This is a genomic window from Bacteroidota bacterium, from assembly GCA_016720935.1.
In the GTDB taxonomy this organism is placed as follows: Bacteria; Bacteroidota; Bacteroidia; order AKYH767-A; family 2013-40CM-41-45; genus JADKJP01.
Window position 1 is genome coordinate 373855 of sequence record JADKJP010000002.1, and the last position, 12526, is coordinate 386380.

Annotated in this window: 9 protein-coding genes; 3 read left to right on the forward strand and 6 right to left on the reverse strand. The window is 43.6% G+C overall.

The window, feature by feature from the left end; translation table 11 throughout:
- Positions 1 to 119: 119 nt before the first annotated feature.
- From IPP86_01720 to IPP86_01730, 3 genes are all read right to left on the reverse strand, one after another.
- Positions 120 to 2336, reverse strand: coding sequence for a transglycosylase domain-containing protein (locus IPP86_01720; protein ID MBL0137231.1), 2217 nt, complete (start codon positions 2334 to 2336; stop codon positions 120 to 122).
- Between the two features lie 340 nt (positions 2337 to 2676).
- Positions 2677 to 4242 (reverse strand): insulinase family protein, encoded by a 1566-nt coding sequence (locus tag IPP86_01725; GenBank protein MBL0137232.1) that lies wholly within the window; start codon positions 4240 to 4242, stop codon positions 2677 to 2679.
- A gap of 37 nt (positions 4243 to 4279) precedes the next feature.
- Positions 4280 to 5761, reverse strand: a complete 1482-nt coding sequence (locus IPP86_01730) for an insulinase family protein (protein ID MBL0137233.1) — start codon at positions 5759 to 5761, stop codon at positions 4280 to 4282.
- Between the two features lie 236 nt (positions 5762 to 5997).
- On the opposite strand from IPP86_01730, the gene IPP86_01735 reads away from it, so the two are divergent.
- Positions 5998 to 6510 carry a hypothetical protein gene (locus IPP86_01735; GenBank protein MBL0137234.1) on the forward strand — a complete coding sequence of 171 codons (513 nt, stop codon included), beginning with the start codon at positions 5998 to 6000 and terminating at the stop codon, positions 6508 to 6510.
- Between the two features lie 97 nt (positions 6511 to 6607).
- Here the strand turns inward: IPP86_01735 and IPP86_01740 are convergent, their stop codons facing one another.
- The 3 genes from IPP86_01740 to IPP86_01750 form a co-directional block, all read right to left on the reverse strand.
- Positions 6608 to 7075, reverse strand: coding sequence for a gliding motility lipoprotein GldH (locus IPP86_01740; GenBank protein MBL0137235.1), 468 nt, complete (start codon positions 7073 to 7075; stop codon positions 6608 to 6610).
- A 66-nt stretch (positions 7076 to 7141) separates the two neighbouring features.
- On the reverse strand, positions 7142 to 8761 hold the full coding sequence (locus IPP86_01745; GenBank protein MBL0137236.1) for a hypothetical protein: 1620 nt from the start codon (positions 8759 to 8761) through the stop codon (positions 7142 to 7144).
- Between the two features lie 200 nt (positions 8762 to 8961).
- Positions 8962 to 10218, reverse strand: coding sequence for a DNA polymerase III subunit delta (locus IPP86_01750; GenBank protein MBL0137237.1), 1257 nt, complete (start codon positions 10216 to 10218; stop codon positions 8962 to 8964).
- A 39-nt stretch (positions 10219 to 10257) separates the two neighbouring features.
- On the opposite strand from IPP86_01750, the gene IPP86_01755 reads away from it, so the two are divergent.
- Together IPP86_01755 and IPP86_01760 are read left to right on the forward strand one after the other, a co-directional pair.
- Positions 10258 to 11448 carry a phosphoglycerate kinase gene (locus tag IPP86_01755; GenBank protein MBL0137238.1) on the forward strand — a complete coding sequence of 397 codons (1191 nt, stop codon included), beginning with the start codon at positions 10258 to 10260 and terminating at the stop codon, positions 11446 to 11448.
- A 76-nt stretch (positions 11449 to 11524) separates the two neighbouring features.
- On the forward strand, positions 11525 to 12034 hold the full coding sequence (locus IPP86_01760) for a CvpA family protein (GenBank protein MBL0137239.1): 510 nt from the start codon (positions 11525 to 11527) through the stop codon (positions 12032 to 12034).
- The last annotated feature ends 492 nt before the right edge of the window (positions 12035 to 12526 follow it).

Here is a 12526-nt window from a genome sequence, read left to right on the forward strand (position 1 = left end):
TATTTTATTTTGGACCAACAACCAACAACCAACAACCAACAACCAACAACCAACAACCAACAACCAACAACCAACAACCAACAACCAACAACCAACAACCAACAACCAACAACCAACAACTAGAAGTTGTCCTTATCAAATGAAGACGACTTCTCTTCGCCGGCTTGTTTGTACTTATCACAGTTGAGTTCAACGCTCAATGGTTCTTTTGGAGCTTCAAAATCTCCTTTGGAAACATCAAGGGTTTTATCGCCATATACTTTTTGCATGTACAAGGCCCAGATAGGCATTGCTGTTCTTGCTCCCTGTCCCAGTTCAAGAGAACGGAAATGTACTGAGCGATCTTCAGCGCCTACCCAACAACCGGAAACCAATTCGGGAGTAATCCCCATGAACCAACCGTCACTTTGATTTTGTGTTGTACCGGTTTTTCCGGCAATAGGATTGTTGAATTTGTATTGTCCGCGTAAACGTGCACCGGTACCAAACTGAACAACACCCTGCATAAGGTTGAGCATGAGGTAAGCGGTTTCTTCACTGATGGCTTCCACTTTGCGTGGAACAAATTCCTGAAGAATATTTCCGTTTTTGTCTTCGATGCGTGTAAGATAGATGGGTTCTGTCCAAACGCCTTTGTTGGCAAAAGCGGAATAAGCTCCGACCATTTCATATACAGATACATCTGCTGTTCCCAGGCAAATTGATGGCACAGCGGGTAAATCACTGGTAATGCCCATCCGGTGCGCCACTTCAATCAATGCCTGTGGTCCGAATTGTTTAATCAGATAAGCAGAAATACTATTCACTGATTCAGCCAGACCTTGTTTCAAGGTGAGTATGCCGCCGTATTTACCATCAGCGTTTTCAGGCGACCATGCCGGTTGTCCGCCGGGTAGTTCAATTGTTACACGAACATTCGGAACTTTGTAACAGGGTGAATACCCTTCCTGCATAGCCAGCGTGTAAAGAAACGGTTTGAACGTCGAACCAACCTGACGTTTTCCTTCCTTCACGTGATCGTATTTGAAAAAGCGATAATCATTTCCTCCAACCCATGCACGGATATAACCGGTTTGAGGTTCCATCGACATAAATCCGCACTGCAGTATTTTTTTATAATACTTGATGCTGTCCATCGGAGTAAGTGTAGTATCAATGGGACCCTTCCAGGAGAAGATGGTCATTTTGGTCTTGGTAGCGAACGCTTTTTTAATTTCTTTATCACTGGCTTTCGCCGCTTTCAAAGCGATGTAACGATCGGAACGTTTCATTCCTTCTGTGAGAACCTCTTTGTGTTCCTCCCATGGATCTTTTCCTTTCCAGTGATCAAAGAATTTTTTTTGCAGCTCGGTCATGTGTTCTTTCATGGCCGCCTCGGCGAACTTTTGCATTCTTGAATCGATGGTGGTATAAATTCTTAAGCCGTCGTTATACAAATTGTAAGGCTTGCCTGTAGAATTGTTGATGTGTTCCTTGCACCATTTCAACATATCCGAACGAAGGGACTCCCGGAAATAAGTAGCCAGTCCGAAGTTGTGATCATCAACCTGGTAATTCAGTTTTATCGGGAGTGCTTTGATGGAATCAAATTGTTCTTCGGTAAGGAATTTGTACTTCATCATTTGTCCAAGTACGACATTTCTTCTTGCAAGAGAATTCTTTGGATTTCTTACCGGGCTGTACATCGTTGGTGCTTTCAGCAGGCCAACGAGTACTGCAGATTCCTGAATGTTCAGGGAATCGGGTGTTTGGTTAAAATAAGTACGGGCAGCGGATTTAATTCCGAAAGCATTGCTGCTGAATTCAACAGTATTGAGATACATAGCCATGATCTCTTCTTTTGTATACTGTTGTTCCAGCCTTACCGCGATGATCCATTCCTGAATTTTCTGGATGACACGTTCAATTTTTGATCCCGGTTTTTCATGGAAAAGATTTTTAGCCAGCTGCTGTGTGATGGTACTTCCTCCACCGGATTTTCCGGCACCGGCAATAGCACGCAACAGACCCCGGATATCCACACCGCTGTGTTCTTCAAAACGGATGTCTTCCGTTGCCTTCAGGGCATTGATGATATTGGGTGAAAGTTCATAATAATGAACATTCGTACGGTTCTGGGTATAGTATTTCCCCAAAACTACCTGGTCGCTGGAGATCACTTCCGCTGCCAGATTACTCTGTGGATTTTCCAGTTCTTCGAAAGTTGGCAACTCTTCTCCGATCCAGCCTTTTGAAGCGAAAAAAATAACCCCGGAAAGAATGAGGAGAGGAGAAAAAACCAGCAGCCAGAGTATGAGGATAAGATTCCTGAAACTGGGTTTTGAGGATTTAGGCATACGATAGTAGAGTTCCCGAAGGGATAAAAGTAGTAAAAATTGATGCTTGCCTTCACGATTTTCTCCAAAGTGTGAGTGAACTTTCTAACACCTGAAACAATTGTAATTCTAACGAAAGATTGTCTTTTAGATTGTTTCAAAGGAAGGGTTTAGTCAACCGACCCTGAATTGTTGTCGAACGATAGATTCATCACTTAGAAAATTAAATTGCCCGGTTAGTCCGAACTGAACTATTGTTTTTATCCGGAAAAGTAAAATTTAGAAAAAAAACGCGGATGGGTTTTACACCATCCGCGTTTTTAAGTTTAATCAGGTACCTGTTATCGTAGATACGTGGACTTTATTTTTTTCCGAAAGTATCTGCCGATTCCGTAACCCGCACTTCGATCACGGGCATTGGGAATGACGAAACCTCCCTATCGTCTACGTAAATCTCTTCAGGTAAACTGGAGCTGAGTGCCGGAGAATAAACCATAGGAGAAACGGAACCCGATTCTAGTCCTTGTTTCAATCCTTCCACTTCACTTTTATCTGTAATCATTACAATGTTCATTTTCCCGAGTATCCAGTTTCTTTTGATGGCGGAATTTACTTCTTCGAGTTTCAAATGCGCCAGTTGACGACCAACTTCTGTAATCCAGTCGGTGCGGCCATAAAACTTCGAATCCATCAGAAACCCTAATTTTTTCGAGGTAGTTTCAATATACAGTTTGGTATAACTCATCAGAAAATTTCGGGTTTCTTCGAATTGCTCCTGTGTTAACCCGTTATTGACCAGCTGTGAATATTCACGTAAAGCCATGCGTAAAGCGAAGCGAGCATGTCCTTCTCTCAGAGAATCCATGCCACTGTATTGAGATTTCAGGCTTTTAGCTGTTTGTACCGGGCGCAACCAGATACTGAAATAATTTGCGTGACGCGGTGTTCCGGGAACTGGTAACATATTTCCTCCACCGTTTTCATACCATTCGATATACGAGTAATCACCATAATTCATGGAACGTTGTTCACGAATTTTCTGATAAAGACGGGAGTATGATTTCCGGTGTTCTCCCAGCCAGGAATTAGCTACCATGAGTGCTGCGAAATCATCAGATTCACGTGTAATATTCAATGGAAACCCCGCAGATATCGCGGTACCAATTGCACCTTGTTTGGAAATAATATCAACAACCAGCCCCTGAGGTGGATCTATTTTTACGGGATCCGGTAAAGGCTCTGTGTTTTCTGGAAGTGCCTGTAATGTCGTCAAAAGATTCTGTGCAAAGCTTTCTGGATAATCTCCTGCAATACCTACTAACAAACCTGTACGAGTGAAAGCATTTTTGTAATGCCGGGCTACATCTTCAGTGGTCATGCTTCCCAAAGACGCTGTGGTGCCTTGAGTCAGATGTTGGTAAGGCGTACCTTTGAAAAGAACATATTCCAGTAATTTTTTTCCGTATTCCTCATCAGAAGACTGACGAATTACCTCATCCACATAATTTTTCTGATTTGAAAGCAAACGATTAAAATCTTCCTCTTTAAATCCCGGCTGAAGTACCATTTCCTGAATCAATCCGGAAATTTTTTCAAGGTATTCTGAAGGAAATTCAAAGGTTAATGTGCTGACTTCCTTATCAGTGAAACTACTCATTCGTGCCGCCCAGGGATAAATCATTTTTTGAATTTCCGTTGCCGAATGTTTTTCTGTTCCTCCATTCACCATCAGGTTGGAAGTAAGATAAGTAATGCCTTCTTTGCCGGCGGGATCAGAGATGGAGCCGTTTCGAAACATTAACTTGATAACTACCTTGCCTGATTTCGGTTGCTTTAGCTCAACAAGCTCCTGTGCACTGCCATTAAATCCCTGAAACAAAAGGAACAGGGTAAAGATGCTGTAACGAACTATTTTGAAAGTATTCATAGTATACGTGAGAATTATTTTTGTTTGAATAAAGATATTATTTCAGGTGCTCCTTCGCGTTTGGAGAAATGGTACCGATAGTAAGTCGGTCCGACCGGAAATATTTTTTTGCAACGTTCATCAGATCTTCCGCAGTCACCTGGTCGTACATGTTGTAATAGTAGTTCAGTGATTCAGGGTTACCGGTAAGCCATGTGAATGAACTGATCGATTCCGCGATTGCGCTCGGATTGTCGATTCGCATTTTAAAACTATTCTTCAGATTGAGTTTCGCTTCATTAAGCGTTTTCGCATCCACCGGGCTGTTCCCGGCTTTTATCAAAGTATTCATGAACGCGTCTTTCACAGGCTGGAAATTAGCTGTATCGGTGAGGGATGCTTCAATGGTGATGAGAAAAGGATCGCGTGTATTGTAAACTCCTCCACTGATGGAACGTGCTTTTGTCTCTTTTATCACCAGGTTGTTGTACAAATCGGAATTTTCAGAGAAATACACAGAGAAAAGCAAATCAAGAGCAGGCAGGTCAATAGCCGCATCATTGTGTGCAGGTCCTTTGAAATTCAAACTCAGGTAAGGGGGAAAACCTGCCTTCTGAAGATGGGTATATAAAGTTTTCAGTTGTACAGGTTCGGCCGGAATTGTGGAAACATAATTCCCTTTTTTCCATGAACCGAAATAGGTTTCAGCCAGACGGTTCACTTCTTCAGGCTTCGCGTCACCAACAACGATGATGGTACAATACTCCGGACGATAATACCGATTGAAGAAGGTCCTCGAATATTCGTACTGATTAGGCATGTCTACAATGTCTTCCCAAAATCCCATGGTTGTATGCTTGTAGGTGTGTTTACTGAATGCTGTATTCTGGATCATTTCATCCAGCTTTGTGTACGGACTTGCAGAGTTTTTCGTGTATTCGCCTTTTACAGCGCCGGCTTCTGTTTTAAAATCCTGCAATGAATAATCAAGATTCATAAAGCGGTCACTTTCCAGCTCAAACATGGTTGCAAGTTTTTCAGATGCACCGGTCATGTGATAGAGGGTTCTGTCCAGACTGGTATTTGCATTGGCTGAAGCTCCTGTGGATTTCAGTACCGCGCTGTATTTATCCTTGGAATATTTTTTTGTACCGCGGAACATCATGTGTTCAAAGAAATGAGCGAATCCTGTCTTGCCGGGTTCGATCTCATTGCGTGAACCCACACGAACAACGATGTAAAAGGATGCGACTCCTTTGCTTTCATAAGGAACGGTTACAACATTTAGTCCGTTGGGAAGTTTTTTCTGGAAAATTTCATAAGGCAGAATTTTGTCCTTTGGCTCCGGTTTTTGAATCGCGATTTGTGATCCCTGATGTTCAATCGATGGAGCAGGTTTTACCGCTGAATTTTTTGCCGGACTAGCATTGCTTGGCAATGGACGTTTCGGTTTCGGTTTTGTTGTTTGTGCCTCAAGGCTGTTGATGCTGCACGTGAACAACACGAAAGCACTTGTGATAAAATAGATTATTTTTTTCATAGTCTTAATTCATGAGTTTGCGAAGGTAGGATTTTCGACTTCAAATCACACCAAAAGTGATGGCTTTCACTAGCCCCGACTTCCGGTTTGCGAACAACATTTTATTCAATCGCATCATCCAATAAAAAAGGAAGAATTGGCCGGATTGAAGCAAATTTCTTTAAAAACGACGTTTTTTATACAAGTAGAGGGAATTTTTTTCAAAAACCGGCGTTTATTAGGGATACCTTTACCCGATGCGATTTTTCCTTTTGCTTCTTCTGCTACTCAGCCAGAATCTCTCTGCTCAAAAGCTGTCACCGCTGGTCACCGCCCGAACTGATCTGATGAATTTATTGCAGGAGAGAAAGGTACTCTTTGATAGTTATTCGGCTTCACTTCGTGAACGTAGCGGAATTTTCGGACAAAGAACAAAATCAGATCTCCGCGAAAGCCAGGCACGACTCCAGGAAATTGTTGATACCGACAATCGCATCATCAGCGCCCTGAACAGAATGCTGGATTATAAAAATTTCGAGAAACTAAATTTGACCTACAGCGCGAATACAAATGAAGAAAGATTGTTGAACCTCCAGCAGTTGTCCGACACGCTGAGTAAACAAGTAGACTCACTCAAATTGCAAAACAAAAAACTAGTCGCCGAATCCCGCCGCTCCGATTTCTATATTTTTCTGATTGTTCTTTTGTCAGCAGCTTTAATAGTCATTAAAGTGACAAAGAACAGGGGACGAGGGGCGAAAATTGATTAGTACTAAGCGACGAGGATAAAAATTGCTGATTGAAGATTGATTTTGCAAATTCCAACAAAATCTAAAATCTAAAATCTAAAATCTACAATCCAAAATCCTACTCCGCCTTCTCAATCCTAATCCCCGCATCCATCACCTGCGGAAGAATCGGTACACGCATCGCCTGTTGTAAATCGAATTTGTAAATACCACTCTGAGGGAAACGGAAATTGCGTTTGAAAAGAATCCGGTTATCCCAGATATCGCCCAGTCCGTCACCCAGCCATTTTCCGCGTTCATCGGCAAGCGTGAGCTCAACAGTATCGCGTTCAATTTCTCCCTTTGGAGTAGTCGTCGTAAAAAAGACAAACAGATTGCTGAACTGATAACCTCCCGCATTTCTGATATTGATGTAAAGATTGTGCGCGGTAGAAGTATCTTCTATCGTAGTCTCCAGATGTACTATGTTCGCGGCTTCCCAGCGATTTTCAGGCAGTGAAATGTTTTTTTCAAAAACCACTTTGTTGTCGCAGGAACTCAACACAATGCCGAACAACAGGAAAACAAGCATTGAGATTTTTTTCATGGATGAATGATTTCCCATTATCATTTTTGTTTACATCTTAAGATTCTCACAAGAGAAGAATACGTGTCAGGATTCCTGCGGTGGAGGAGGAGTTTCAGATCCACCCTGGTTTTGACCCGGACGTTGACGCGGACCACGACTTGAACCACTTCGCTCCGGATTCGGTGTCTGTCCTTCCGGTGCCGCATTGGGAGCAGGATTTTGCTGTGGTCTCGGATTTTGCGGAGGACGATTCTGCTGCTGCGGACGATCCGGACGAGGCTGCTGACCTTGTTGCTGCGGGCGATTCTGTTGTTGTCTTTCCGGTCGGGCCTGTTGGCCGCCTTGCTGAGGTTTAGCTCCCTGAGCTTGTCCTTGTTGTTGCGGACGCTGGTTGCGTTGCTGCTGATTTCCGCCCTGTTGTTGCGGACGAGGAGGTCTTGCTTCCTGTTGTTGTCCTTGTGGTTTCTGAGTCTGCGGAGTTTTCTGTTCTCCGGAAGCTCCTGCCTGCTGAGGACGTGGAGCATCTGCTCCACCGGAAGGTTTTTTCTTTTTCTTCTTTTTCTTTTTCTTCTTATCCATCCGGTCGATGCTATCCTGCCCGACCACGTTCGCGTAATCCGGCTCTTTCACTTCGATCTCTTCTTCTGTAGAAGCATCGCGTAATTCAGTCGGACGAATTTTTTGTTTGTTCAGTTCGATGATTTCATTCACACGATGAACCGGAAGCGCGATCCAGTTTCCACCATCACCACCTACATCAGCGCCTTCGGATTGTTCCTTCTTATCATCTCCGCTGTAAGCGTACCACAAAATTCTTTTGAAAATATCAGTCTTACGGTGATACGCTCTTCCGCCTTCGGTTTCAAGAACAACATTCGTAGAAGGAAAATCTTTCAGAATGTCCATGTACGAATCGAGTTCGTAGTTCAGACAACATTTCAGTTTACCACATTGTCCGGCAAGCTTGGCAGGATTCAATGCTAAGTTCTGATAACGCGCTGTGCTTGTGGAAACAGTTTTGAAATCTGTCAGCCAGGTTGAACAGCACAGCTCTCTTCCGCACACACCTAAACCGCCCAGACGACTGGCTTCCTGACGCATTCCGATCTGACGCATTTCAACACGAATGCGAAATTCATCCGCCAGTCGTTTGATCAATTCACGGAAGTCAACACGGTCGTCAGCAGTATAGAAAAAAGTTGCCTTTTTTCCATCACCCTGATATTCCACATCGCCCAGCTTCATGCTCAGTTTGAGGGACTGAATAATTTCACGTGTCCGGGAAAGTGTGGATGGCTCTTTGTCTTTTACTTCAAGCCATTTTTCTACTTCATTCGGCTTCGCCTTACGGTAAAGCGCTTTGATCGCGTCGGATTCTTCGGTGAGATTTTTTTTCTTCAGCTGAAAACGTACCAACTCACCTACCATGGAAACAACCCCGACATCATGGCCGGGTGTCGCTTCTACAGCAACCACATCTCCTGCGCGGAGATCGATCGCTTCTTTGTTGCGGAAAAACTCTTTTCGGCTTCCCTTGAAGCGTACTTCCACAATATCGAAAGGCTGTTGCCCGTGAGGCAACACCATGTCTGTAAGCCAGTTATATACGTTCAGCTTGTTGCACCCACCCGTGCCGCAGGTGCCGTTGTTGCGGCATCCCCCCGGCGTTCCGTCTGTTCCAGTGCTGCAGGAATTACAAGCCATATTGGTTTTTTTATTGAAATGATTTTGATCAGCAATTTGCAAAAATACACAAATCACCCGATCTAATACATACTGATTATTAGGGACTTACAGAATTGACCGAAAATGTTGGTTTAGATCTCTTTGCAATTGGATAGCAAAACGAAGAGCAAGCTGAAAAGATTCAGTTTTTATCTGTGCGGTTTATTCTGAAAAAATCCTCAGGAAGGATTGTAAATCAACTTGTGAATCTTCAGCGAAAGATCCGTGAAAAGAATCCGTGCATTCGCGTTGCGCTCGAGATGGTAAGTAGCGGAATTCAATTCCTCGACAAAACTTTCCGCGTTATTTATATGAATAAATGGAGCGAAGCGTTTGAGATCTTCAAGTTCTTTTCCTTCCATGCGTACCAGGGAACGTTCGGCGTAATTAATCATCAGACATTCTCTCGCCACTTGCTGAGCATGTTCGAGATACATCTTTTGTGTCTCCCGTGATTCTCCGGTGAATCCTTCGCAGAGCTCATTGATACGAAGAATATCCGCTTTGAAACAGGCACGCATCCAGAGAATAAACCATTGATTCAAATCCGCATCAACAGTATCGTTGGCAAGAATTTTTAATGCTTCGTTGTAATTTCCATTCACCCGATGAACAATACGACGCGCTACTTCCGGTGACTGCTGATGTATTCCCGTAAGCGCATGATACATGTCTTCATCAGGAATTCTGTTCACCTTCACCAATTGTGTTCGGGAAGTAATGGTAGAAAGCAATTGTTCAAACTGTTCCGCCACGAGGAAGAAAAGTGTATTCTCCGGTGGCTCTTCCAGAATTTTCAGCATTTTATTTGAAGCAGCGGTGTTCATTCGTTCCGGAACCCAGATGACAACAATTTTATAACCGGATTCAACACTCTTCAGACTCAAACGATTCACAATATCCGCGGCTTCTTCCACGGAAATAAGCCCTTGCTTGTTTTCAATGTTCAGATCTTCCACCCATTTGGTATAAACGAGGTAAGGATTTTCCAGAACCGATTCACGCCATTCTTTTATATAGTCGACACTTTTTGGGCTTTTATTTTTTTCATCCTTCCTGGTGGCAACCGGAAAACTGAAAGTCACATCCGGATGCACCAGCTTGTTCATCTTCACACAAGCCGAACAGGTGCCGCAGCTGTCGGTATCCGACCTGTTTTCACAAACAAGGTATTGCGCGAAAGCCAGGGCAATGGCAAGATTTCCGGAGCCTTCCGGACCGAGAAACATCAGGGCATGACTCACCCTTTCGTCTTTCACCGACTGAAGAAGACGTTGTTTCACAAGCTGTTGACCGATTACATCCGCAAAACGCATGGCATAAAGATAAGCAATGGTTTTGGAAAATGTTCCGACTGGAGCGATCCGGGCAATCTGCCGGCTGCATGAATGAACAATAGGTTGCAGACAATTCCCCCGCGATTTTTTCCATGACATGCATCAATCAAATATCTTTGCACGACAATTCAAAAGCTCATGAATACTATTGATCAGCACAATTTCAAAGAACAAAAGGCATTGATTCGCGTAGATTTCAATGTTCCCTTAGATAAAGAATACAACATCACCGACGACACCCGCATCCGTGCGGCCATTCCGACGATTCAGAAAATTCTGAAAGACGGAGGTTCCGTGATCCTGATGTCACACCTTGGCCGACCGAAAGAAGGTCCGGCAGAAAAATATTCATTGAAACATCTGGTCGCGCATCTCACAAAGGTGCTGAACACGACCGTAAAATTCGCGGATGATTGCATTGGCGACTCGGCCCGTAATCTTTCCGCCTCATTGATGCCCGGTGAAGTTTTGTTACTCGAGAATCTCCGTTTTTACAAAGAAGAGGAAAAAGGAAACGAAGAGTTCGCGCAAAAACTTGCCGCACTCGGAACATTTTATGTGAACGACGCATTTGGAACGGCACACCGTGCGCACGCGTCTACTGCGGTGATCGCTAAATTTTTTCCGGGTAAAAAATGTTTCGGTTATGTCATGGCAGGCGAACTCGAGAATGCCGACAAAGTCCTGAATCATCCCGTGAAACCATTCACTGCTATCATGGGTGGAGCGAAAGTGTCGGATAAAATTCTCATCATCGAACAACTCCTGAATAAAGTCGACAACCTGCTGATCGGTGGAGGCATGGCATTCACATTTGTGAAAGCGATGGGAGGGAAGATCGGTTCATCGCTGTGTGAAGAAGATAAACTCGATCTTGCTCTGGATATTCTTGAAAAAGCAAAAGCCAAAGGAGTGAAAATAGTTTTACCGACCGACGCGGTTCTCGGCGATAAGTTTGATGCGAACGCGCAGGTAGGTCACAGCGAGATCAACGCGATTCCGGAAGGATGGATGGGACTCGACATCGGTGAAAAATCAATAAAAGCATTTTGCGATGTGATCGAAAATTCAAAAACCATTTTGTGGAACGGTCCGGCCGGAGTTTTTGAATTTGAAAAATTTGCAGCGGGAACAAAAGCCCTCGCGGAAGCCATCGTCCGCGCTACCGAAAAAGGAGCCTTCTCACTCATTGGCGGAGGCGACTCAGCCGCGGCGATCAATAAATTCCATCTCGGAGAAAAAGTTTCTTACGTCAGCACCGGCGGCGGAGCATTACTCGAATACATCGAAGGCAAAACCCTTCCCGGCGTTGCCGCAATAAATTCCTAAAACCTTTGCGTTTCTTTGCCCCGATGGGGCGAAAATTTGTTCGCCCCATCGGGACAAAGAACGCAAAGAGTAGAACATGAACTATCTCGACATCATCCTCACCCTTTTACTAATCACCGGCATGATCCGTGGATTTATAAAAGGCTTCATCTTTGAAGTCGCTGTACTGGGAGCACTCTTCCTCGGATTATACGCTGCCTTTAAATTCTCCACTTTCGCGGAACCCTATGTTCTGAAAGTCATCGATGCCAATCCGCATACACTGCATTACATCTCTTCCTTCGTAATGTTTTTACTCGTTTCCGTAGGAATCTTTTTTCTCGCTAAATTATTTGAAGGCTTAATAAAAATCGCCGCTCTGGGAATATTCAATAAAATTCTCGGGGCCATTTTCGGCGGACTGAAATACGCTTTAGTCACCAGTGTGGTTTTATTTTATTTCAACAAGCTGGATACAAAATACAATTGGCTTTCACCTGATAAGAAAGCGGATTCAGTGTTGTATTATCCATTGATGAAAATCGCTCCTTCAGTATTGCCGGTCATGAAAACAGTAGGGGAGGAGATTCAGGATCGCCTGCACTAACATAAAAGATCTCTGCGAGATGACCGCTCTTTGTCGAAGTGAGTGTCGTCCAATTCCCGCCGAACAATCCTTATTACATTTTCACCAAATTTATTAAGCGGGAATTGGACGACACAATCGAATAACGACCAATTGTCATCTCGCAGAGATCTTTTAGGTGATTAGGTAATAAATATTTAAGCTTCGACGGATATCCATCTTTTATGTGATTTGGTAATAAAATTTAATACTTCGACGTATATCCATTCTTTCTGATATTAAAACATTATTTTCAACAGACCTAAAAGATCTCTGCGAGATGACCGCTCTTTGTCGAAGTGAGTGTCGTCCAATTCCCGCCCAACAGTCCTTATTACATTTTCACCAAATTTATTAAGCGGGAATTGGACGACACAATCGAACAACGTCCAATTGTCATCTCGCAGAGATCTTTTAGGTGATTAGGTAATAAATATTTAAGCTTCGACGGATATCCACACGTTGTGATATTAA

What these genes read in the sequence shown, in the direction of transcription:
- IPP86_01720 (MBL0137231.1), bottom strand. Translation starts at nt 2,336, where the DNA reads ATGCCTAAATCCTCAAAACCCAGTTTCAGGAATCTTATCCTCATACTC.
- IPP86_01725 (MBL0137232.1), bottom strand. Translation starts at nt 4,242, where the DNA reads ATGAATACTTTCAAAATAGTTCGTTACAGCATCTTTACCCTGTTCCTT.
- IPP86_01730 (MBL0137233.1), bottom strand. Translation starts at nt 5,761, where the DNA reads ATGAAAAAAATAATCTATTTTATCACAAGTGCTTTCGTGTTGTTCACG.
- IPP86_01735 (MBL0137234.1), top strand. Translation starts at nt 5,998, where the DNA reads ATGCGATTTTTCCTTTTGCTTCTTCTGCTACTCAGCCAGAATCTCTCT.
- IPP86_01740 (MBL0137235.1), bottom strand. Translation starts at nt 7,075, where the DNA reads ATGAAAAAAATCTCAATGCTTGTTTTCCTGTTGTTCGGCATTGTGTTG.
- IPP86_01745 (MBL0137236.1), bottom strand. Translation starts at nt 8,761, where the DNA reads ATGGCTTGTAATTCCTGCAGCACTGGAACAGACGGAACGCCGGGGGGA.
- IPP86_01750 (MBL0137237.1), bottom strand. Translation starts at nt 10,218, where the DNA reads ATGTCATGGAAAAAATCGCGGGGGAATTGTCTGCAACCTATTGTTCAT.
- IPP86_01755 (MBL0137238.1), top strand. Translation starts at nt 10,258, where the DNA reads ATGAATACTATTGATCAGCACAATTTCAAAGAACAAAAGGCATTGATT.
- IPP86_01760 (MBL0137239.1), top strand. Translation starts at nt 11,525, where the DNA reads ATGAACTATCTCGACATCATCCTCACCCTTTTACTAATCACCGGCATG.